We start from the raw sequence: 20,672 nt of genomic DNA, 5'->3' as shown, positions 1-20,672 counted from the left end.
GCGGTCGCCGCTTCGGGGCCCGGAGGTGGCCCGGTGCGCGGGTCGGGGGCGGGGTGGGGCCGGCCGGGGTCAGCGGGCGAAGTCAAGGAAGACCGTCTCCTTCTCCCCCTGGAGGTGGATGTCGAAGCGATGCACGCCCGCGCCCTCGTCGCGGGCGACCAGCGTCGCCCTGCGCCGCGCCGGCAGCGCGTCGAGCAGCGCGTCCGCGGCCGGCTCGGCCAGGTAGGCGCGGGTGTACAGATGGTGCATCAGGCCGCGGGCGAACACGCACACCGACAGGTACGGCGCGCTGGCCGGCGGCCGGAGGGTGTGCACGCGCCAGTGGCCGTCCGCGTCGGTGGGCACCCGCGCGAAGCCGGTGAAGTGCACGCCGTCGCGGCCCAGGAAGCCGCCGGTGACCGGGTCGCGGCGCAGCGAGCCGGGGTGGCCGTCGAGCGAGCCGTCCGGGGCGGCCTGCCAGAACTCGAGCAGCGCGTCGGGTATGGGCTGGCCGGCCCCGTCGCGCACCACGCCGTGCAGCGTGACCGCGTCCGGGTGGCCGGGCGGCGCGGGGCGCGCGCCGTCGGCGAAGGGCAGCGCGTAGCCGTAGAAGGGGCCGACGGTCTGCGAGGGGGTGGGGCGCGGCATCAGGAACCCTCCTCGGGGTCGGGGAGCGTGGCGGCCGGACCGTCGAGCACGATGTCCCAGCGGTAGCCCAGCGACCACTCGGGAACCGACAGCGCGTGGTCGTACGCGGCGACCAGACGCTCGCGCGCGGCCTGGTCGGTGACCGACTGGAGGATCGGGTCGTACGGGAACAGCGGGTCGCCCGGGAAGTACATCTGCGTCACCAGGCGCTGTGTGAAGGCCGTGCCGAACAGCGAGAAGTGGATGTGCGCGGGCCGCCAGGCGTTGTCGTGGTTGCGCCAGGGGTAGGCACCCGGCTTGATGGTGGTGAAGCGGTACCGGCCCAGGTCGTCGGTCAGGCACCGGCCGACGCCGGTGAAGTGCGGGTCGAGCGGCGCCGGGTGCTGGTCGCGCTGGTGCGCGTACCGGCCGGAGGCGTTGGCCTGCCAGATCTCCACCAGTTGGCCGCGTACCGGCCGGCCGGCCCGGTCGGTGACCCGGCCGCTGACGGTGATGCGCTCGCCGAGCGGCTCGCCCAGGTGCTGCCGGGTGAGGTCGGCGTCGGTCTCGGTGACGTCGGTGACGCCGAAGACCGGGCCGCGCAACTCGGCGGCCTCCGGATCGCCGACGCTTATCAGCGGCTGGCGCGGGTGGCGCGACACGCTGCTGCGGTACGGGGCGAAGTCGCGCGGGGGGTGGTCGGGCGGGGCCGCGCCGGCGGCCACGGCCGCGGCGGCGCGGGCGTGCGCGGCGGCGATCTCCGCGCTGATGTCCTGCTGGGTGGGCGGGGTCGATGGGGTCGGTGGGGTTGGCGGGGTCGCGCCGGCGCCGGCCGGTCCCGGGTTCGGGGCGGCTGCGCCGGTGCGCTGGGACGGCAGGGATGCGGGGGACATGGGACGGATCACCTCTCCAGGACGAGGGCCAGGCCCTGGCCGACGCCGATGCACAGCGCGGCGAGGCCGGTTCCGGAGCCCGCGGCGGCGAGCTGGTGGGCGACGGCGCCGGCGATGCGGGCCCCGGAGGCACCGAGCGGGTGCCCGATGGCGATGGCGCCGCCGTACGGGTTGACCACGGCCGGGTCCAGGTCCGGCCACTGGCCGAGACAGGCCAACGCCTGGGCGGCGAACGCCTCGTTGAGCTCGACGGTGCGCAGCTCGGCCAGGCCGCGGCCGGCCCGGTCGAGGGCCCGCTCCACCGCCGTGACCGGGCCGATGCCGAAGTACTGCGGCTCCACGCCGGTGACGGCCGAGGCGGCGATGCGAGCCAGCGGCTGGCGCCCGGTGGCCCGCAGCCCCGCCTCGTCGGTGAGCAGCAGCGCCGCCGCGCCGTCGTTGAGCGGCGAGGAGTTGCCCGCCGTCACGGTGCCGTCCGTGCGGAAGGCGGGCTTGAGCCGCGCCAACGCGGCGGCGCTGGTGTCGGCTCGGATGGTCTCGTCGCGGTCGAGGTCGACGCCGGCCACCGGGACGACCTCGGCGGCGTAGTGCCCCTGCTGCCAGGCGCGCGCCGCCTTCTCGTGGCTGGCCAGCGCGAACGCGTCCTGCGCCGCGCGGTCGACGCCGTACCGGTCGGCGACCAGTTCGGCGCCCTCGCCCAGCGCGACCGTCCACTCCTCGGGTATCCGCGGGTTGACCATCCGCCAGCCCAGCGTCGTGGAGTACAGCTCCTGGTGGCCGGCGGGGAAGGCGCGGGAGGGCTTGGGCAGCACCCAGGGGGCGCGGCTCATCGACTCGACGCCGCCGGCCACCGCGACGGACGCGTCGCCGACCGCCACGGCGCGGGCCGCCTGGATGACGGCCTCCATGCCCGAGCCACACAGCCGGTTGACCGTCGTGCCGGGCACGGTGACCGGCAACCCGGCCAGGAGTACGGCCATCCGGGCCACGTCGCGGTTCTCCTCGCCGGCGCCGTTGGCGTTGCCGAAGAACACGTCGTCGACGCGGGCCGGGTCCAGGTCGGGCGCGCGGTCCACAAGGGCCCGCAGCACCGTGGCGGCGAGGTCGTCGGGGCGTACGCCGGACAGGGCGCCGCCGTACTTGCCGATCGGGGTGCGTACGGCGTCGACGACGTACACGTCGCGTAGGCGGTCGGTCATGTCAGCTCCTGGTACGAGCGGTCGGCGGGCACGGGTGCCGGCGCGGTGGGCGGGTGGTCACGGTGCGGTGGCGGGAACGTGCACGGGCGCGGCCGTGTGGCGCACGATCTCCGCCGTGGTGGTGCCGGGCGCGGTCTCCACCAGGACCAGGCCCGCGTCGGTCACGTCGAGCACGCCGAGGTCGGTGATGACGCGGTGCACGCACCGCGCGCCGGTCAGCGGCAGGGTGCAGCGCTCGACGATCTTCGGGCTGCCGTCCTTGGCGAGGTGGTCGGTGAGCGCGATGACCCGGCGGGCACCGTGCACCAGGTCCATCGCCCCGCCCATGCCCTTGACCAGCTTGCCGGGGACCGACCAGTTGGCCAGGTCGCCCGCGGCCGAGACCTGCATGGCGCCGAGCACGGCCACGTCGATGTGCCCGCCACGGATCATGCCGAAGGAGAGTGCGGAGTCGAAGAAGGCGGCGCCCGGCAACACCGTCACCGTCTCCTTGCCCGCGTTGACCAGATCGGGGTCGACGTCGTCGGGCGCGGGGTAGGGCCCCACACCCAGGATTCCGTTCTCCGAGTGGATCACCACGTCCACACCGGCCGGCAACAGGCCGGGGATGAGCGTGGGCAGCCCGATCCCGAGGTTGACGTACGCCCCGTCACTCAGCTCGGCGGCGGCTCGCGCCGCCATCTGTTCGCGCGTCCAGGCCATGCGCCTCACACCGTCCCTTGCGTCACCGGCGCGGAGGTCGTGCGCCGCTCGATCCCCTTGGCCGCCGCCTGTTCCGGCGTCAGCTCCAGCACCCGCTGGACGAACACGCCGGGCACGTGCACCGCGTCCGGGTCGAGCACGCCGGGCTCCACCAGCTCTTCCACCTCGGCGATGGTGATCCGGCCGGCCATCGCCGCCAGCGGGTTGAAGTTACGGGCGGCGCGGCGGAAGACCAGGTTGCCGTGCCGGTCCCCGCGGGCGGCCCGTACCAGCGCGAAGTCCGTCCGGATGCCGCGTTCGAGCACGTAGTCGCGTCCGTCGAAGGCGCGCACCTCCTTGGCGGGCGAGGGCACGGCCACGGCGCGGGCCGCGCCCTCGGGCGCGCCCGGGTCGGCCGGCGGCGCGTACCGCCACGGCAGGCCGCCGTCGGCGACCTGGGTGCCGACGCCGGCCGGCGTGTAGAACGCGGGGATGCCGCAGCCGCCGGCGCGCAACCGCTCCGCGAGCGTGCCCTGCGGCACCAGCTCCACCTCCAGTTCGCCGCCGAGGTACTGGCGGGCGAACTCCCGGTTGTCGCCGATGTAGGAGCCGGTGACCCGGGCGATGCGGCCCGTGGCGAGCAGGACGCCGAGTCCGCCACCGTCCACGCCGCAGTTGTTGGAGACGACGCTGAGGCCGCTGACGCCGCGCGCGTGCACCGCCTCGATCAGCACGTTCGGCACGCCGCTGAGCCCGAATCCGCCCACCGCCAGGGAGGCGTTGTCCGCGATGTCCGCGACCGCGTCGGCGGCGGTCGCGCTGACTTTGTCCATGCAGGGCTTCCTTGTCCCGAGCTGGCGCCGCGACGGGGACACCGGGCTCCGGGCCTCGGCCTCGCCTGCGTTCGCCAGATGAACTAAAGTTCATTGATGTGGCGACAGCTTGCATCCCCCCGCCACGCGTGTCAACGCCCCGCCACCCCCGACCACCCCGAACGCGGCTACGCTCCGCTACCGCACCCGCCGCCCTGGCGCCCGCCCCCGCGCGGGCGCGCGACCACCACCCCGATCCGCCCGGAGAGCCCGATGTCAGCCCAGCGCCCCACCGGCCCGACCGACCCCGCACCACCGGCCGAGGCGGTCGGCCCGCTGCTGCGGGGCATCGCCGTGCTGCGCGCCATCAGCGACGCGGGCGGCCGGCTGAGCCTCGGCGAACTGGCCCGCGAGACCGGGTTCGCCCGCTCCACCGTCGACCGCGTCGCCGCCACCCTGGCCCGCATGGGCTACCTGCGCCTGGACCAGTACGCGGCCACCCTCGCCCCCCGCCTGATGGAACTCGGCAACGCCTACCTGGCCGCCACCGGACTGCCAGGACCGCTCGGCCCGCTGGCCGAGGAACTCGCCGAGGAACTGGACGAGTCGGTCTCGCTCGCCGTGCCCGACGGCGACGGCATCCGCTTCGTGCACCAGACCACCCGCCGCCGCGCCATGTCGCTCACCTTCCGCATCGGCGACCTGCTGCCGGTCGAGCGCACCGCGCCCGGGCCGCTGTTCGCCGCCGAGTGGTCCGCCGAGCGCTGGGCCGACTGGCGAGCGGCCCAGGCGGCCGGCGGCCACGGCACCGACTTCCCCGCCGTGCTCCCGCCCCGGGCCGGCGACCAGGGCCGACGCCCGACGTTCGAGGAGCGCGCCGCCCACGCCGGCCAGTGCGGCTGGGCCGAGGACGACCAGCGCATCGAGCCCGGCCTGATCGCGCTCGGCCTGCTGGTGCGAGCCCCGGACGGGCGGGCCGCCTGCGCGCTCAGCGTCGTCAGCCACACCAGCCGACACAGCGTCGCCTCGCTGCGCCGCGCGGTGCTGCCCCGCGCCCGCGCCACGGCCCGGGCCATGGAGCGGGCGCTCCGGGAGGCACCGCAGACCCCACCCGCCCCGGCCGCCGGCCTCGCCGACTGGACGCACGCGTCCAAGCAGGAACTCGGCGCCGAGTTCGTCGAGTCCCTGGCCCGTGGACTGACCGTCCTCACCGCATTCGACCAGGGCCGGGACCAGTTGACGCTGGCCGCCATCGCGAGCGCCACCGGCCTCGCGCGCGCCACCGCCCGGCGCGCGCTCATCACCCTGGAACACCTGGGCTACGTCGCCGCGGAGGCCGGCCGGTTCCGCCCCACCCCCCGCGTGCTGGCCCTCGGCTACCCGCCGCTCTCGCGCACCACCCTCGCCGAGATCGCCGCGCCCCACCTGAAGACCCTCGTACAGCGCGTGCACGACTCGGCGTCGCTGGCCGTGCTCGACGGCGACGACATCCGCTACACGGCCCGGGTCGCCACCGGCCGCGTGATGAGCGTGAACATCACCCTCGGCACCCGGTTCCCGGCGTACGCCACCTCCATGGGGCGGGTCCTGCTCGCCGACCTGCCGGCCGACGAGCGCCACGGCCACCTCGCCCGCGCCCGGCCCAGGGCCCTGACCCCGCACACCCGCACCGACCCGGCCGACCTGGCCGCGTGCCTGGAACAGGTGGCGCGCGAGGGGTACGCGCTGGTCAGCGAGGAGTTGGAGGAGGGGCTGCGCTCGCTGGCCGTGCCGGTGCGTGACCGGTCCGGCCGGGCGGTGGCCGCGGTCAACGTCGGCATGCACACCAGCCGCCGCACCCCGGACGCCTGCCTGGAGGAGGTCCTGCCCGCGCTGCGCGCGACGGCGCACGCGATCGAGGCCGACCTGCACGTCGCCCAGCGCTTCGTCCGCGTCCCGGCGCTGTGAGCCACCCCCGCCGCGCCACCGGCCGGGGACGACGCGCGCGGGCGGCCCCACCGACGTGGGGCCGCCCGGCGCTCGCTCACCCGGCTCAGATCGGGTAGGTGGCCTCCTGCGCGCGCACCGTGATCCAGCGCGTCTCGGTGAACGCCTCAAGGCTGGCCGTGCCGCCGAACCGGACGCCGGTGCCGGAGGCGCCGACGCCGCCCATGGGGGCGAGCGCCTCGTCGTTGACCGTCTGGTCGTTGATGTGCACCAGGCCGGCCGGGATGCGTTCGGCCACCTCCAGCCCGCGCATCACGTCCCGGGTCAGGACGCTCAGGGCGAGCCCGTACGTGCTCGCCGTGGCCAGCGCCACCGCCTCGTCCACGTCGGAGAACGCGCGGATCGGGGCGACCGGGCCGAAGACCTCCTCGGCGTACGCGGGGGAGGCGTCGGTGACCTCGGTGAGGACCGTGGGCCGGTAGAACAACTCCTCGTGGGTGCCGCCGGCGGCCAGTCGGGCGCCGCCCTCCACGCTCGCCGTCACCAGGGCGTGGATCTTGTCGCGCTGCGGGGCGTCGATGATCGGCCCGAGGGCCACCTCCTCCCTGGCCGGGTCGCCGACGGTGAGCTGCTCCGCCTTGTGCGCGAGGCGCTCGGCGTACTCGTCGGCGATCGAGGCGTGCACCAGGTGGCGCCCGGTGGTCATGCAGATCTGGCCCTGGTGGAAGTAGGACCCGAAGGCGGCGGTGGACACCGCGCGCTCCAGGTCGGCGTCGGGCAGCACGATCATGGCGGAGTTGCCGCCCAGCTCCAGGTGCACCCGCTTGAGGTGCTCCGCCGCCGTCGCCCCCACCGTGCGGCCGGCCGCGGTCGAGCCGGTGAACGAGACGACATGGGTGTGCGGATCGACGACCAGTTGGTGCCCGGCGTCGGCGCCACCGGGCACCACCGCCAACACGCCCTCGGGCAGCCCGGCCTCCTCGAAGACCCGCATCACCGCCACGCCGCCGCACACCGCCGTGCGCGGGTCCGGCTTGAGCACCACGGCGTTGCCCAGGGCCAGCGCCGGCGCCACCGAGCGGGTGGCCAGCACCAGGGGCGCGTTGAACGGCGCGATGACGCCCACCACCCCGGCCGGCAGGCGCCGGGCCATGCTCAGCCGTGGCTCGGCCGACGGCAGCAGCTCACCGAGCGGACGGGAGGCCAGGGCAGCCGCCTCGTAGCACTCCTGGGCCGCCAGGTTGGTCTCGAACGCGGCCTTGCCCGGTACGCAACCCGCCTCGCGGATCAGCCAGTGGTGGATCTCGTCGGCGTGCCGGGTGAACAGGTCGCCCGCCCGGCGCAGCACCGCGGCCCGCTCGGTGTAGGGCGTCCTGGCCCACTGACGCTGGGCCTCGGCGGCGCGCTCACTCGCGCGCGCGACGTCCTCGGGGTTGGCGGAGCCGACGCGCTCCAGGGTGTCGCCGGTGGCCGGCTCGACGACGGAGGTCTGGCCGCCGGCGGCCGGGGTCCAGCCGCCGATGGCGACCTTGCCGGACCAGTGGGACGGGTCGAGAAGGGACATCACGTTCTCCAAGCTGAGCGGTCGAGTGCGGGGGCGGGCAGGTGGGGCCTCACGGCTGGAAGGCCGTCTCGGCTTCGACGGCGACCTCCAGGACGAGCGGCTCCGTGCGCGTCTCGAACGTGGCGACCAGGGAGCCCAGCTCGCTGACCAACTCGTCGTAACGGGTGACCCGGCGAGCGGGGCAGCCCAGGGACTCGGCGAGCGAGCGGACGCTTACCTGGTCGAACGCGGGCCAGGGTGCCTTGCCACCGTGCTTTTCGGCAAGCCTGTCCATCACCGCGTACCGGCCGTTGGCCAGCACGATGAAGACGGCGCCGACCTCGTAGTGTACGGCCGTCCACAGCGCCTGGATCTGGTAGAGCGACGAGCCGTCGCCGACGACGGCCACCACCGGGCGGCGCGGCGCGGCCATCCGGATGCCGATGGCGGCGGGCAGCGCGAACCCCAGGCCCCCCATGGCGGCGCTGACGAAGTCGAGCGGCTGCCGGGCCGGCACCAGCGCGTGCAGCTCCGGGCGGCTCGACGGGGTCTCCTCGACGACCACCGCGTCGGCGGGCAGGCGCTCGGCGAGCGCGGACAGCACGTGCGCGGCCCGCAGCGGCTCGCCCGGCCGGGGTGGCGCGGGCGGCGCGGTCCGCGCGGGGATGGCCGGGGCCTGCGCGCGGGCCGGGACCCGCTCGGCAAGGGCCGCGCAGAACGCCGGCAGCGGGGCCAGGACCGCGAGCTCGACCGGCGCGCGGTGGGCCTCGTCGGCGTCGTCGGTCAGCAGCGCCAGCCGGGTGCCGGCCGGTGCCAGGGGCCCCTCCCCGTAGGCGTACTGGCGCAGCACCGGGGCGCCCACCGCGAGCACCAGGTCGTACGGCGCGAGGGTCTCGCGCAGTCGGGCGCGGTCGCCGGGCAGGTGGCCGGCGAACAGCCGGTGGTCCTGCGGGAAGCCGGCGCGCGCGCCGAAGGACTCCTGCCACACCGGGCAGTTCAGCCGCTCGGCCAGCGCGGTGAGCGCGGCCCAGCCCGCCTCGGTGTCGGCGGCCGACCCGGCGACCAGCGCGGGGGAGCGCGCCTCCGCCAGCAGGTCGGCCAGGTGCGCCACCGCCTCAGGGTCGGCCCCGGTGGCCTGCCGGAGGGTGGCCGGCGCGGGCACCGGCAGGTCGTCGGCCGGCTCGGCCCAGTCGTTCATGGGCACGATCACCAGCGCCGGGCCGCGCCGGGTGGTCGCGGCGTGCGCGGCCCGGCCGATGGCCCCCGGCACGTCCTGGGCGCGGATCGGGGTCTCCACGCGCACCGGGTACTCGCCGCACAGTCCCTCCAGGTTGCCGGCGAGGAAGGGTTCCTGGGCCAGGTGGCGGCGGTCCTGCTGGCCGACCAGCACCACCAGCGGCGCGCGGTTGACCCGGGCGGTGGCCAGGGCCCCCACGGCGTTGCCGAGCCCGGCGGTGGTGTGCAGCAGGACCAGCGCGGGCTGGTCGCACGCGATGGCCCAGCCGGTGGCGGCGCCGACCACCGAGCCCTCGTGGAGGGCGAGGACGAACGCGAGGTCGTCGGGGAGGTCGGCGAGCAGGGCCACCTCGGTCGAGCCCGGGTTGGCGAAGAGGGTCGTCAGGCCGTGTTGACGCATGACGTCGAAGGCGGCGTCGCGGACGGTGCGCATCGTGATGGTTCCTTCGTTCTGTGAGGGTGGTTCCCGGGCTTCGCCCGCCGGCCCCCGGCGCCCGGGGTGTTTCGCGCCGGGGCGGGGCGTCCCCGGCGGGGTGTCCGGGGTGGGGCGGGCGGTTCGCACGGTGGGGGAGGGTGCTTCACGGGGGAGTGGGGCGCCGGCCACGGACGCCGACCAACAGGCAGAACCCGACGGCGACGATCGCCGCGTCGAGCCACACGGCCGCGGTCCAACTCCCGGTGGAGTCACGCAGCACGCCGCCCACGGCCGGCGAGAGCACGGCGCCCGTCTCGCCGATGAGGTTCTGCATGCCGAAGGCGGAGCCGCGCAGCTCGGGTGGGGCCAGGTCGGCGGTGAGCGCGTGGCCCACCGGTTGCAGGGCGTTGAAGAACAGGCTGGCGAAGAAGAGCAGCACGCCCATCACCCACAGCGAGGGCCGGTCGGTCGCACTGAGGTACCAGGCGAACGCGACGGTGAGCACGGCCTGGATGCCGGTGAACGTGAGCATGATCGACTTCCGGCTCCAGCCGCGCCGTACGCCGTGGTCCGAGAGCCAGCCGCCAGCGGGGAAGCCGAGGATGCCGGCGCCCGCGTTGAACCCCGCGGTGAGCGCGGCGCTCGCGAACGACGAGTGCGCGGCGCCCGCGACGATCGACACGGACCAGAAGCTGAAGAACCACAGGTTCCACAGGATCGCGATGTTGGCGAGGTAGATGAGGAACAGGTCACGGTTCCTGAGCACCGGGCCGAGCTCCTCACCCTTGCGGGTCAGCGCGAACAGCACGAGCCCGGCGGCGAGCACGACCTCCAGGAGCGCGATCCACAGGTCGGACAGGCCGGAGCGGTCGCCGATCAGGTAGACGGCCATGATCAGCACCAGGGACACCAACGAGTACGCGCCCAGGTGAGCGGTCGCCCGGCACACCGTGCGCCACTGGAGGTGGGCACGGAAGTACCAGGTCGTGGCGGTGCCGACGAGGAGCGTCGCGGCGCCGAGGATCCAGAACGCCATCCGCCACGCCTCGACGTCGGGCAGGAACACCTTGCCCACGTCGATGAAGTGCGGGGTGCCGACGATGGCGATGGTGATGCCGAAGGCGAGCCCGGTGATGACCACGCCCATGCCCAGGCTGCGGTCCCGCTCGGGCGTCGCGGCGGTGATCAGGGTGCGGTCGTTGGAGTAGAACGCCCCCTCGCCGAGCCCGGTCACCACGCGGACGACGATGAACGCGATCAGCCCGCCGAGGAAGCCGGTCAGGATGGTGGCGACGCCGGCCCACAGCAGGCTCACCACGATCAGCGTGCGGTGTCCGTAGCGGTCGCCGAGGTAGCCGCCGGGGAACTGGGTGAGCATGTAACCCGCGAAGAAGAGGCCGCCGATGAGCCCGCCCAGGGCGTGCGGGTTGTCCGCCTCGGCGAGGAAGCCCACGCCGTTGTCGATCATCCAGGAGACCACGGGCCCGGTGACGGCGCGGTCGGCCGCGCTGACCGTCCAACCCAGCAGCAACAGGAACCACAGGGTGTGCCACGGCCGCAGTCGCCCCCGCGTCTGCTCCGCGTCCGGCTCGGCCCCCGCACCCACCACCGGGCCCGGGGCCTCGTCCGGTACAGCCTTCATGGGATCTCCTTGGCTCAAGGGGCGGACCACGGCCGCGTGCGCGATGCTCGGGGCGCTCGGGCCCGGCCGTGCCGCCCCGCGCGTACGGTGCTCGCCGAAGCGCCGTGGGGTTCGTACCCCGCGGTCCGTTCCGTACGGCGGTACGCGCGCCCACCGTGACCTCGGCCGCCTCCGCGGGGCCAGGAGCCTCAATGTAGGCAAGTGATCTGTAGAGCGGAATGGTTGAAGGCATGTGTTCTGCTATGTGGAATCTATGGTTTCCGTGGGGCGGACGGTCGGCCTCCGCGATGTGGTTCACGCGGACCACGCGATCACCGGTCGGCGGACTCGCGCGCGAAGACGATGTCCCCGTCGAAGACGGTCAGGTCGATGGGCAGGTCGACGATGTCGTGCGGGTCGGTGGCGCGCAGGTCGCCGCCCACGACGCACAGATCGGCGACCTTGCCCGGCTCGACGGTGCCCTTCCACTCCTCGGCGAAGTCCTGCCTGGCGGGGTTGACGGTGTAGGCGCGCAGCGCCGTCTCCAGCGAAACCCGCTGGTCGGGGCCGCTCACCCGGCCGGTGGCCTTGGACTCGCGGAGCAGCATGGCGGCGACGCCCTGCCGCCAGTTGGGCATCGTGATCGGCGCGTCGGAACCCACGCACACGGCGATCCCCGCCTCGACCGCGGAGCGCACCGGCCACTGGTAGTCCGACCGTTCGCGGCCGACGACGTCGTCCATCAGGTCCGCGATGGTCCACTTGATGGCGGGGTTCATGTTGATGCCGTAGCCGTGCGCGGCGAGCTTGGCCAGGCTCCCGGGCGAGGCGAAGTCGCCGTGGATGACGTAGTGCCGCGCGTCCGGGCGCGGGTGCGCCCGCTGGGCGGCCACGAAGGCGTCGACCACGGCGTCGATCGCCCGGTCGCCGGTGACGTGCACCCCCAGTTGGTACCCGGCCGTGTGCGCCACCCGAATCATCTCGGCGAGTTCGGCCTGCTTGAGGCCGGCGTCGGCGCCGTGCACGCACAGCGCCCCGTGGCCGCCCCCGGGGTAGGGCTCGTGCATCCAGGCCGTCTCGTTCGGCGGCACCCCGTCGGCGAACACCTTGACCCCGATCGCGGCGAGCCGCCGTTCGTCCACGTCACGCGGCAGGGCGAGCCCGCGCAGGCCCTGGGTCACGTCGGCCGCCGAGCCGCCCATGGGCGCGGGCAGCAACAACACCCGTACCCGCGAGGCCAGTTGACCGGCCCTGGCCAACTCGACGTAGGCGTGCAGGGTGCCGGTGTCGAGCCCGCCGCCGAGGATCTCGGCGCCGCCCGGGCCGAGCCCGGGCTCCGTGAAGCTGGTGATGCCCTCGGCGTGCAGCGCCGCCACGGCCGACCGGATCGCCTCCTTGCGCTGGGCCACGGTCGCGGGCGGCACCAGCCGCTGGACGAGCGCCTGCGCCGTCTCCTTCAGGATGCCGGTGGGTTCCCCCGCGCCGTCGGTCTCGATCACCCCGCCCGAGGGTGACTCCGTGTCGCGGGCGATCCCGGCGCGTGCGAGCGCCGCCGAGTTCACCCAGACCATGTGGCCGGAGAAGTCGGTCAGGCAGACCGGGTGCTCGGGGGCGGCGGCGTCCAGGTCACCCCGGTGCGGCCGGCGGGCCTGGTCGGCCAGGCACTCCGCCAGGTAGCCGACGTCCCAGCCGAGACCGGTGATCCACTCGCCCCGAGGGGTACGGGCCGCGGCCTCCCGTACCGCCTGGGTGACGTCGTGGATCGAGCGCACCGTCGGGTGGCCCACGTCCAGCGCGAACGGTGGCCTGGTCAGCGCCCACGCCGCGGCGTGCAGGTGGGAGTCGTTGATGCCCGGCAGTACCGTCCGGCCGGCCAGGTCGATGACCCGCGTGGCGGGCCCGGCGAGCGCGGTGATCTCTGCGTCGGTGCCGACGGCGACGACGCGATCGGCCGTGACGGCGACCGCCTGGGCGACGGTGAACGCGTCGTCCATGGTCAGCACGGAGCCGCCGGTCAGGATGAGGTCCGCTGTCTCCGACATCGATGGCCTTTCTGGCTGGTGGTCGGTGGGGTGGGGAGAGATCTGCGAGGGGGCGAGGAGGTGAGGGGGGCCAGGCAGGTCGGCCGTCGAGTGGGTCTCGTTTGAGGCCAAACCTTATGCTCGGCGTACGGGCCCGGCAAGGGACGCGTGGCGGGGTGAGAGCGTGGGCGGTGTCGGGGCGTCGCCGCGCCTCAGCGGTCGAGCACGCGGCGCAGCCAGGACAGGCGGGTGGCCAGCGCGGCGCGCGTCACCTCGTGGTCCGGGGCGAAGACGTCGAAGCCGTGGAAGGCGCCCTGCCAGATGTGCAGCTCCGCCTGACCCCCCGCCGCCCAGATGCGGGACGCGTACGCCACGTCCTCGTCCCGGAACAGTTCGGCGCTGCCGGCCTCGACGAACGCCGGCGGCAGGTTCGACAGGTCGCCGGCCCGGGCCGGGGCGGCGTAGGGCGACACCCGCGCCGCCGTGCCGCCCGCCCGGTCGCCGAGCAGCGCCCGCCACCCCAGCAGGTTCATCGACCGCTGCCAGGTGCCGCTGCCGTCGTACTGGTGGCTGGAGACCGTCGTGTTCCGGTCGTCGAGCATCGGGCACAACAGCAACTGCCCCGCCAGAGCCGGCCCCTCGCGGTCCCGGGCGAGCAGCGCGACCCCGGCCGCCAGGCCGCCGCCGGCGCTGCCGCCCATGACGACGACGCGGCCGGGGTCGACGCCCAGGTCGGCGGCGGCGCGCGCCATCCACACCAGGCCCGCGTAGCAGTCCTCCACGGGCGCCGGGTCCGGATGCTCCGGCGCGAGCCGGTACTCGACGCTGACGGCGACCGCCCCCAACTCCTCCACCAGATCGGCCAGGCGCGCCGCGTCCTGGTGGCGATGGCCGCTGATCATGCCGCCACCGTGCATGTTGTACAGGCCAGGGGCCGGCGCCGGCAGGCGGCGCGGGCGCAGCACGGTGACGGCGAGGTCGGGCGGGCCGTCGGGGCCGGGAACCGTCAGCTCCTCGGCGTCGATCTCCCGGTCGCCGATGACCTCGGCGATCGGCGGGGTGGGGAACGCCGTGGCGGCCTCGCGCAGCTTCGGAACGTCCGCCAGGGACAACTCCGGGCCCGAGGTACGGGGCAGCGCGTCGAGCACCGCGCTCAGCGTGGGGTCGAAGGGGACGGGACGAAGGCGCATGGGTGCTCCCTCACGGGCGGTGGGATGGGTGGCGAGGGCGGTCGGTCACCGCGGCCTGGCGAACGCGAGGGCGCGCGCCGGGTTCTCGACCATGATCGTGTGCAGCGCCCGCTCGCTCACCCCCAGCCGGCGCAGGGCGGGCAGGAAGTGGCGTGGAATGTAGTCGTAACCCTGCCCGCCGTACCGCTTGAGCTGGATCTTCTGGCACACGTCGTGGCCGAGCAGGAGTTGGCGCGCGTACCCGCGCTCGACGAGTTCGGCGACGCCCCGGGCCACCTTGTGGTCGCTGGTCAGGACGAGGTGTCCCCACGGGCTGCCGGGCGAGGCGAGGAAGTCGAACTCCACGAAGACGCCGCGCGCCAGGACGCGTTCGCCGAGCGACGGGTTGGCGATGACCTCCATGGCGTGGCCCAGGACGATGTTGGACGCGGCCACGCCCTCCTCGGCGAGGATGTCGAGCACCCGGAGCTTGTCCTCGCCGACGCCGCCGACGTGGAAGGTGACCGGCGCGCCGGTCACCCTGCTCGCCCGGCCGCTGGCGCGCACGCTCTTGAGTTCGTTCTCCGTCAACGGGGCCGTCTCCGCGCCCACTTCGCCGATGACGCCCGAGCGGATGCCGGTGTCGCCGACCCCGACGGCGATGTCGCGCACGATGCTGTCGGCCAGCGCGTCGACGTTGCGCTCGGCCATGTCCGCCGGGTGGAAGGTGGGGGTGTACCAGCCGCCACCCATGACGACGTGCAGCCCGCTGGCGCGGGACAGCCGCAGCAGCGACTCGGGGTCCCGGCCCAGGCCCATGGGGGAGACTTCCACCACCGTGCCGCCCCCGGCGTGGGCGAAGGCGCTGACCTCCGACAGCATCTCGTCGAAGTCGGCCAACCGGTCGTTGTCGGCGTTGGGGTGGCCGTGCCGGGTGCGGGCCAGATTGGCGAGGGTGAGCGGCTCGGCGGCCTCGGGCGAGTCCTCGCCGGGGCGGTGGAAGCCGGGTGGCCGTCGCAGGTCCACGAAGATGTGCTCGTGCATGAGCGTCTGGCCGAGGAGTGACGGGTCCACGGGCCCCGCGACGGTGAGCGCCTTGCCGGCGATGTCCGGGATCGCGAACGGGTAGCGGCTCACGAGGCGGCCCTCCGGTGGGTGAGGGTGAGCAGGCGCCGGGGGTTGTCCACGGTGAGGGTGGTGACGAGCGCGTCGTCGGCGCCGAGCATCCTCAGGTACGGGACGAACTGCGTCAGGACGAAGCCGTAACCGCCCCCGCCGTAGGCGAGCAACTGGGCCTTGGTGCTGACGTCCTGGGAGAGCAGGACGCGTTCGGCGTGGCCCCGCCCGGCGAGCTCCAGCACGGCGGCGGCGACGTCCTGGTCATCGCTGACGCTGTGCACCGACGGCAGCCGGCCGAGCTGGTCGAACTGCACGAACACCCCGCGCTCCAGGAGGGGTTCGAGGTCGTCCGGGCGCGGCGCGAGCCCGTCACAGCGCCCGACGGCGACCCGCGCGAGGTCCGCGCCCTCGGCCGCGAGCACGTCGAGCACGCGCTGCTGGGTGGCGGCGTCGGGGGAGCGGCTGAGCGAGATGGCGGCGCCCGTGGCCGCCGACGCCCGTGCCGCCGCGACCAGGACGGCGCGCTCGGCGGGGGCGGTGGGGTCGAGCGCGGCCAGGTGGCCGATGACGCCCGCCCGGACCCCGTGCACCCCCTCGGTGAGATCGCAGACGATCTCCTCGGCCAGGCGCTCGGCGCTCAGGTCGGCCGGTCCCGCGGGCCACGCCGGGTGGTAGCGGCCCGAGCCCATCACCAGGTGCAGGCCGGTCGCCTCGGCGACGCGGCGCAGCGCGGCCGGCCGCCGACCCAGGCCCGGCGCCGTGGCGTCCACCAGGGTGCCGCCGCCGGCGCGCCGCAGCGCGGCGGCCTCCGCCGTGGCCAACTCCTCGTCGTGGAGCCGCCAGTTGTCCCGGTTGACGGTGCCCACGCCGATGTCGCCGAGCAACTCCATCGTCAGGGGCGCCTGGTAGGGCTGCCAACTCGCGGCCGTGGGGCGGGCGCGCCCGACGGCCGCCCAGGACTCCGCCGTGTCGTGCGGCGTGGCGTAGTCACTCAGAAGGTGTTCGTGGGGGAGTACCACGCCGAGCGCGGCCGGCGAGATCTCGCCGGTGACGGTGACGACGGTGCCCCCGGATTCCTGCGCGGCCTGGGCCGCGCCGACCGCACCCGCAGTCGAGTCGGTGGTGGACATACGACTCAACCTAACAGGCGAGATACCTCATCGTATACGATCGTGCGCCAGTGATCCCGGGAAAACCCTCTGCCCCCGGACGAGGGGGCGGCCGGTCGCGGTCAGTAGACGATGGACACGATCTGACAGGCCGCCTCGGCCAGGTCGCGGTCGCCCTCGACGCCGGCCCGGGCCAGGGCGGCGTCGGGCTGGATGTCGCGGGCGCACAGGCGCCAGGCGGTGTCCGCGTCCAGGCGTACGACCGAGGCGGGGCGTCCCGCGTCCGGCTCGGCGAGCGACCAGCGCGGGCCGGTGGCCGTCGCGGTCCAGGTGCCGCCGGCGGGGCCGTCGATCCGTACCCGGACCTGCGTGCCCACCGGCGCGGCGACCTCGCGCAGGGTGTGGGGCAGGGCCCGCATGAAGGTGTCCAGGACCACGGCGAGCGGGGCGGGGTCGGGGTCGACGCCCTGGCCGACGGCGCGGCGGATCTGCTGGCGGTGGGTCCAGAACTCGGTGAAGTCGCGGGCGCTGTCCAGCCACATCGGGGCCGGGTCCACACCGGCCCAGGACACGCCGAGCGACGGCGCGTGGAGGTCGCTGGCCGCGAAGAGTTCGGCGACCTGCCGGCCGATCAGGTCGAGGGTGTCGGTGAGCGCGGCGGGGCTCACCCGGGAGAAGGCGGTCACCCACTCCTGGTTGATGCGGTGGAGGAAGGTCTCCAACGTCTCGCCCGGCGCGGGGGCCGGCCCCTCCCGGTGGCCGTCGCGGTCCCGGGCGAGGCGCCCGTAGAAGTCGCCCAGGACGTGCGCGGCGAGGTCGCGCACGGTCCATCCCGGCACCGCCTCCCTGGCCCAGTCGGCGGGCGCCAGGCCGCGCAACGTGGCCATCAGCGCGGCCTGTTCCGGGGCGAACAGGGGGCGGGCGTCGATCGGGGCGCCGAGCCAGGAGAGGCCGGGCGCGTCGTTGAGCTGCGAGTCCATGGCGCAAGCCTGCCAACCCCACGCCTCGCCCACTACCGGATATCCGCCCCCGGGCGAGCGCGCGCACCCCCGGCCCGGCAGGGCTCGGCAGGACACAGCCGGGCCCTGCCGGGCCCGCGCGCCTCAGGGCGCGGCCTGCGACTGGCGCAGCGCGTCGGCGGTGGCGATCTTGTGGGCGCAGGCGACCTGCTCGATCTCCTGGGGCGGCGCCCCCGCCGCGATCAGCTCCAGCATCCGCTCGTGCTCCGCGACGGAGCGCCGGGCCCGCCCGGGGACGTAGCTGAAGGTCGAGCGGCGCATGTGGTCCAGCCGGGCCCACTCCGCCTCCAGGAGGGCGACCAGGTGCGCGTCGGGGCAGTGCGCGTAGAGGGAGAAGTGGAACTCGCGGTTGAGCGCGGTGAAGGCCGTGGGGTCGAAGTCCTCCAGCGCCGTGGTCATGCGGGCGTTGACCTGCCGGGACCGCTTGATGTCCGTGGCCGACATGTGGGCGGCGGAGATCGCGGTGGCGTACCCCTCCAAGCGGGCCAGGACCTGGAGCGAGTGCTCGACCTGCGTGGCGTCGAAGACCGCCACCCGGGCGCCGATGTTGCGCACCACCTCGACCAGCCCGTCGGACTGGAGCCTGCGCAGCGCCTCGCGCAGCGGGATCGTGCTGACCCCGGTCTCCCGCGCGAGCTGGCTGAGGACCAGCCGGTAGCCGGGCCCGTAGGTGCCGTCGAGGATGCGCGAGCGCAGCAGGTCGTAGCTGAGCTCGGCCTTCGACCCCTTGGCGGCCGTCCGCTTCTCCGTCGTACTCATCGCCGCTTCCCTACCCCGGGCCGGCCGGCCGCACCGCGACCCCGGCTGTCCACTCCCACGTTCACCCCGCGAGCACCTCCAGGACTGTACGGCGGAACGCGTCCCCCGCGAGAGCCCCCTGGTGGTCGCCCGGGACCGAGACCCACCGCGCACCGTCGACCGACTGGGCGACCTGTTCCGTGCCACGGGTCATCACGTCGTCCGCTCCGGCGACGAAGACCGGTGGCGTGCCGCCGGCCCAGGACCGGGGCGCGAAGGGCGTGGCGCGCAGCCCTTCCACGCACCGGGCCAGGCCGGTGGCCCGGGGCCCGTGGGCGCGCACCATGCCGGCGATCATCGCGGTGAACGGGTCGGCGGGCTCGACGCCGTCGGCGACCGCGCGGCGCAGCGCCACCACGTCCACCGCCGCGAACGGCTCGACGGGGCTCAGCCCGCCGAGCACCGCCCGCCCCAACCGACCGGGCGCCGCCGCGGGCAACTCCCAGGCGAGCCGGGCGCCCAGCGAGTACCCGACCACGTCGAACGCCTCCGCGCCCGCCTCGTCCACCACCGTGACCAGGTCGGCGACCAGGGCCGGCACGGCGACCTCGGCGACCGTCGCGGGGGCCGGGCTGTCCCCGTGGCCGCGCAGGTCGGGCGCGATCACCACGCGCCCGGTCGCGGTCAGCGCCCGGGCTATCCCGGTGTCCACCCAGTCCCGGCCACCGTCCGAGCCGAAGCCGTGCACGAGGAGCACGGGCGGCTGGCCGGCGGTCTGGGCGGGGGCGAACGTTCGGACCGTCAGACCGGTTCGACTCTGCATCGGTCGCACATCCTCACATCGAGTGTCGGCGGTGAACTTCGATTCTGTACGCGAACGGTGGTCCGCTGGCGCGCGGGGTGGGCCGCGCCCGCGCCACTGGCGGGGCGCACCATCTTCCCCGACCTGCCATGCATGATATCGTATACGATTATTCCACCGTGGTACCTGCCCGGTCGTCTCAGCAAGGCCGCCCGCGGTCCGCGCCGGACCCCTTCGCCACCGCCCGCGCGGACCGTCGCCCCTCCTCCTCGACCAGCGCCTCGCGCCGCACACGCCCAGGAGAACTCCCATGCCGCACCCGCTGGGAACCCAGCCCTCGAAGATCATCGCAGTCCACCTCAACTACCCCTGCCGGGCCAGGGAACGCGGACGCGTCCCCGACCAGCCGTCCTACTTCCTCAAGCCCCCCTCGTCGCTGGCCGGCACGGGCGACGCCATCGCGCGGCCCAGCGGCTGTGAACTGATGGCCTTCGAGGGCGAGATCGCCCTGGTCATCGGCCGCCGCGCGCACCGGGTCAGCCCCGAGCGGGGGTGGAGCCACGTCGCCTGGGTGACGGCTGCCAACGACGCCGGCGCGTACGACCTGCGCTACGCCGACCGCGGCTCCAACCTGCGGTCCAAGGGCGCCGACGGCTTCACCCCCGTCGGCCCCCGGCTGCTCGACGCCACCGCGCTCGACCCCGCCGCCCTGCGGCTGCGCACCTGGGTGGGCGGCGAACTGGTCCAGGACGCCGACACCGCGACCCTGCTCTTTCCCTTCGGCACCCTGATAGCCGACCTGTCGCGGCTGGTCACCCTGGAGCCCGGCGACGTGATCCTCACTGGCACCCCGGCCGGCGCCTCCGTGGTCTCGCCCGGCGACACCGTCGAGGTCGAGGTCAGCGCCCCGGACCAGGGACTGACCAGCGGCCGGCTGCGCAACCAGGTCACCGAGGCCGAACACACCCTGGCGGAGTGGGGCGCCATGCCGCGCGTCGACGCCGCGCTGCGGGCCGACGCCTGGGGCCCGGCCCACGTCGAGCAGCCCACCCTCGACAAGGGCGTCGCCGAGGCGCTGCGCGGCCTGGCCACCGCCACCCTCAGCTCCCAGTTGCGCAAGCGCGGCCTCCAGCACATGACGATCGACGGGCTGCGCCCCACCAAGCCGGGCGGCAGACTCGTCGGCACCGCCCACACCCTGCGCTACCTGCCGCTGCGCGAGGACCTCTTCGCGCGGTACGGCAACGGCATGAACGCGCAGAAGCGCGCCGTCGAGGAGCTGCGCCCGGGCCAGGTGCTGGTGATGGACGCCCGCCGCGACCCCACCTCCGGCACCATCGGCGACATCCTGGCGCTGCGGGCCCAGATGCGCGGCGCCGCCGGCATCGTCACCGACGGCGGGCTGCGCGACAGCGCCGCAGTGGCCGACCTGGACCTTCCCACGTACTACGCCGCCGAACACCCCGCCGTCCTCGGGCGCCGGCACGTCCCCTGGGACACCGGCGTGCCCATCGCCTGCGGCGGGGCGCTCGTACAGCCCGGCGACATCCTCGTCGGCGACGCCGACGGCGTCGTCATCGTCCCGCCCGACCTGGCCGGCGAACTCATCGCCGACAGCGTCGAACAGGAAGCGCGGGAGCGGTTCATCGCCGAACAGGTGGCGGCGGGCGAGGCCATCGAGGGCCTGTACCCGCTCGGGCCCACCTGGCAGCCGGCCTACCAGCAGTGGCGCGACACCCGACCGTGAATCCGCTCGCACCCAC

17 protein-coding genes are annotated in these 20,672 nt (G+C 74.9%); 2 read left to right on the top strand and 15 right to left on the bottom strand.

The genetic code is table 11. The annotated features are described in order from the left end of the window. Window positions 1–69: 69 nt before the first annotated feature. From pcaG to AC3CHW_RS00445, 5 genes are read right to left on the bottom strand one after another with little or no spacing between them, the layout of a single operon-like run. Window positions 70–627, bottom strand: a complete 558-nt coding sequence (gene pcaG / locus AC3CHW_RS00465) for a protocatechuate 3,4-dioxygenase subunit alpha (RefSeq protein WP_459249705.1) — start codon at window positions 625–627, stop codon at window positions 70–72. Continuing rightward, window positions 627–1,499 (bottom strand): protocatechuate 3,4-dioxygenase subunit beta, encoded by an 873-nt coding sequence (gene pcaH / locus AC3CHW_RS00460; RefSeq protein ID WP_488469140.1) that lies wholly within the window; start codon window positions 1,497–1,499, stop codon window positions 627–629. The genes pcaG and pcaH overlap by 1 nt, the downstream gene beginning before the upstream one ends. An 8-nt stretch (window positions 1,500–1,507) precedes the next feature. After that, complete coding sequence (locus AC3CHW_RS00455) at window positions 1,508–2,698, bottom strand: thiolase family protein (protein ID WP_488469139.1); 1,191 nt, start codon at window positions 2,696–2,698, stop codon at window positions 1,508–1,510. A 57-nt stretch (window positions 2,699–2,755) separates the two neighbouring features. Then, complete coding sequence (locus AC3CHW_RS00450) at window positions 2,756–3,400, bottom strand: CoA transferase subunit B (RefSeq protein WP_459249702.1); 645 nt, start codon at window positions 3,398–3,400, stop codon at window positions 2,756–2,758. A gap of 5 nt (window positions 3,401–3,405) precedes the next feature. Then, the gene (locus AC3CHW_RS00445) at window positions 3,406–4,212 is read right to left on the bottom strand and encodes a CoA transferase subunit A (RefSeq protein WP_488469138.1); all 807 of its coding nucleotides are present in this window, start codon (window positions 4,210–4,212) and stop codon (window positions 3,406–3,408) included. A gap of 252 nt (window positions 4,213–4,464) precedes the next feature. On the opposite strand from AC3CHW_RS00445, the gene AC3CHW_RS00440 reads away from it, so the two are divergent. Next, a complete protein-coding gene (locus AC3CHW_RS00440) occupies window positions 4,465–6,138 on the top strand; it encodes an IclR family transcriptional regulator domain-containing protein (protein WP_488469137.1) in 1,674 nt (557 codons plus the stop codon). An 85-nt stretch (window positions 6,139–6,223) separates the two neighbouring features. On the opposite strand, the gene AC3CHW_RS00435 is transcribed toward AC3CHW_RS00440, so the two are convergent. From AC3CHW_RS00435 to AC3CHW_RS00390, 10 genes are all read right to left on the bottom strand, one after another. Beyond that, the gene (locus AC3CHW_RS00435) at window positions 6,224–7,681 is read right to left on the bottom strand and encodes a benzaldehyde dehydrogenase (protein WP_488469136.1); all 1,458 of its coding nucleotides are present in this window, start codon (window positions 7,679–7,681) and stop codon (window positions 6,224–6,226) included. 49 nt (window positions 7,682–7,730) lie between these two features. After that, window positions 7,731–9,329: a thiamine pyrophosphate-dependent enzyme gene (locus tag AC3CHW_RS00430; RefSeq protein WP_488469135.1), complete on the bottom strand. Its 1,599-nt coding sequence runs from the start codon at window positions 9,327–9,329 to the stop codon at window positions 7,731–7,733. A 145-nt stretch (window positions 9,330–9,474) separates the two neighbouring features. Continuing rightward, window positions 9,475–10,953: an MFS transporter gene (locus AC3CHW_RS00425; protein WP_488469134.1), complete on the bottom strand. Its 1,479-nt coding sequence runs from the start codon at window positions 10,951–10,953 to the stop codon at window positions 9,475–9,477. Between the two features lie 311 nt (window positions 10,954–11,264). Beyond that, complete coding sequence (locus tag AC3CHW_RS00420) at window positions 11,265–12,974, bottom strand: amidohydrolase (protein WP_488469133.1); 1,710 nt, start codon at window positions 12,972–12,974, stop codon at window positions 11,265–11,267. Between the two features lie 191 nt (window positions 12,975–13,165). Then, window positions 13,166–14,143: an alpha/beta hydrolase gene (locus tag AC3CHW_RS00415; protein ID WP_488469132.1), complete on the bottom strand. Its 978-nt coding sequence runs from the start codon at window positions 14,141–14,143 to the stop codon at window positions 13,166–13,168. Between the two features lie 45 nt (window positions 14,144–14,188). After that, the gene (locus AC3CHW_RS00410) at window positions 14,189–15,259 is read right to left on the bottom strand and encodes a phosphotriesterase family protein (protein WP_488469131.1); all 1,071 of its coding nucleotides are present in this window, start codon (window positions 15,257–15,259) and stop codon (window positions 14,189–14,191) included. Beyond that, window positions 15,256–16,371: a phosphotriesterase family protein gene (locus tag AC3CHW_RS00405; RefSeq protein WP_488469130.1), complete on the bottom strand. Its 1,116-nt coding sequence runs from the start codon at window positions 16,369–16,371 to the stop codon at window positions 15,256–15,258. The genes AC3CHW_RS00410 and AC3CHW_RS00405 overlap by 4 nt, the downstream gene beginning before the upstream one ends. 101 nt (window positions 16,372–16,472) lie before the next feature. Then, entirely contained in the window at window positions 16,473–17,330 is an 858-nt protein-coding gene (locus AC3CHW_RS00400; RefSeq protein ID WP_488469129.1) for a maleylpyruvate isomerase family mycothiol-dependent enzyme, read from the bottom strand. Window positions 17,331–17,453: 123 nt separating this feature from the next. Continuing rightward, window positions 17,454–18,128, bottom strand: a complete 675-nt coding sequence (locus AC3CHW_RS00395; RefSeq protein WP_398611112.1) for a GntR family transcriptional regulator — start codon at window positions 18,126–18,128, stop codon at window positions 17,454–17,456. 61 nt (window positions 18,129–18,189) lie between these two features. After that, window positions 18,190–18,930, bottom strand: a complete 741-nt coding sequence (locus AC3CHW_RS00390; protein WP_488469128.1) for an alpha/beta fold hydrolase — start codon at window positions 18,928–18,930, stop codon at window positions 18,190–18,192. Window positions 18,931–19,219: 289 nt separating this feature from the next. Between AC3CHW_RS00390 and AC3CHW_RS00385 the strand changes: the two genes are divergently transcribed. Next, window positions 19,220–20,656 (top strand): fumarylacetoacetate hydrolase family protein, encoded by a 1,437-nt coding sequence (locus tag AC3CHW_RS00385; protein WP_488469127.1) that lies wholly within the window; start codon window positions 19,220–19,222, stop codon window positions 20,654–20,656. The last annotated feature ends 16 nt before the right edge of the window (window positions 20,657–20,672 follow it).

This window comes from Streptomyces sp. MGP-BFMKR1 (assembly GCF_057766585.1).
Note: the sequence above shows the minus strand (reverse complement) of the source record. Positions and strands in the feature narration are given on the sequence as shown.

What these genes read in the sequence shown, in the direction of transcription:
- pcaG (WP_459249705.1), bottom strand. Translation starts at nt 627, where the DNA reads ATGCCGCGCCCCACCCCCTCGCAGACCGTCGGCCCCTTCTACGGCTAC.
- pcaH (WP_488469140.1), bottom strand. Translation starts at nt 1,499, where the DNA reads ATGTCCCCCGCATCCCTGCCGTCCCAGCGCACCGGCGCAGCCGCCCCG.
- AC3CHW_RS00455 (WP_488469139.1), bottom strand. Translation starts at nt 2,698, where the DNA reads ATGACCGACCGCCTACGCGACGTGTACGTCGTCGACGCCGTACGCACC.
- AC3CHW_RS00450 (WP_459249702.1), bottom strand. Translation starts at nt 3,400, where the DNA reads ATGGCCTGGACGCGCGAACAGATGGCGGCGCGAGCCGCCGCCGAGCTG.
- AC3CHW_RS00445 (WP_488469138.1), bottom strand. Translation starts at nt 4,212, where the DNA reads ATGGACAAAGTCAGCGCGACCGCCGCCGACGCGGTCGCGGACATCGCG.
- AC3CHW_RS00440 (WP_488469137.1), top strand. Translation starts at nt 4,465, where the DNA reads ATGTCAGCCCAGCGCCCCACCGGCCCGACCGACCCCGCACCACCGGCC.
- AC3CHW_RS00435 (WP_488469136.1), bottom strand. Translation starts at nt 7,681, where the DNA reads ATGTCCCTTCTCGACCCGTCCCACTGGTCCGGCAAGGTCGCCATCGGC.
- AC3CHW_RS00430 (WP_488469135.1), bottom strand. Translation starts at nt 9,329, where the DNA reads ATGCGCACCGTCCGCGACGCCGCCTTCGACGTCATGCGTCAACACGGC.
- AC3CHW_RS00425 (WP_488469134.1), bottom strand. Translation starts at nt 10,953, where the DNA reads ATGAAGGCTGTACCGGACGAGGCCCCGGGCCCGGTGGTGGGTGCGGGG.
- AC3CHW_RS00420 (WP_488469133.1), bottom strand. Translation starts at nt 12,974, where the DNA reads ATGTCGGAGACAGCGGACCTCATCCTGACCGGCGGCTCCGTGCTGACC.
- AC3CHW_RS00415 (WP_488469132.1), bottom strand. Translation starts at nt 14,143, where the DNA reads ATGCGCCTTCGTCCCGTCCCCTTCGACCCCACGCTGAGCGCGGTGCTC.
- AC3CHW_RS00405 (WP_488469130.1), bottom strand. Translation starts at nt 16,371, where the DNA reads ATGTCCACCACCGACTCGACTGCGGGTGCGGTCGGCGCGGCCCAGGCC.
- AC3CHW_RS00400 (WP_488469129.1), bottom strand. Translation starts at nt 17,330, where the DNA reads ATGGACTCGCAGCTCAACGACGCGCCCGGCCTCTCCTGGCTCGGCGCC.
- AC3CHW_RS00395 (WP_398611112.1), bottom strand. Translation starts at nt 18,128, where the DNA reads ATGAGTACGACGGAGAAGCGGACGGCCGCCAAGGGGTCGAAGGCCGAG.
- AC3CHW_RS00390 (WP_488469128.1), bottom strand. Translation starts at nt 18,930, where the DNA reads ATGCAGAGTCGAACCGGTCTGACGGTCCGAACGTTCGCCCCCGCCCAG.
- AC3CHW_RS00385 (WP_488469127.1), top strand. Translation starts at nt 19,220, where the DNA reads ATGCCGCACCCGCTGGGAACCCAGCCCTCGAAGATCATCGCAGTCCAC.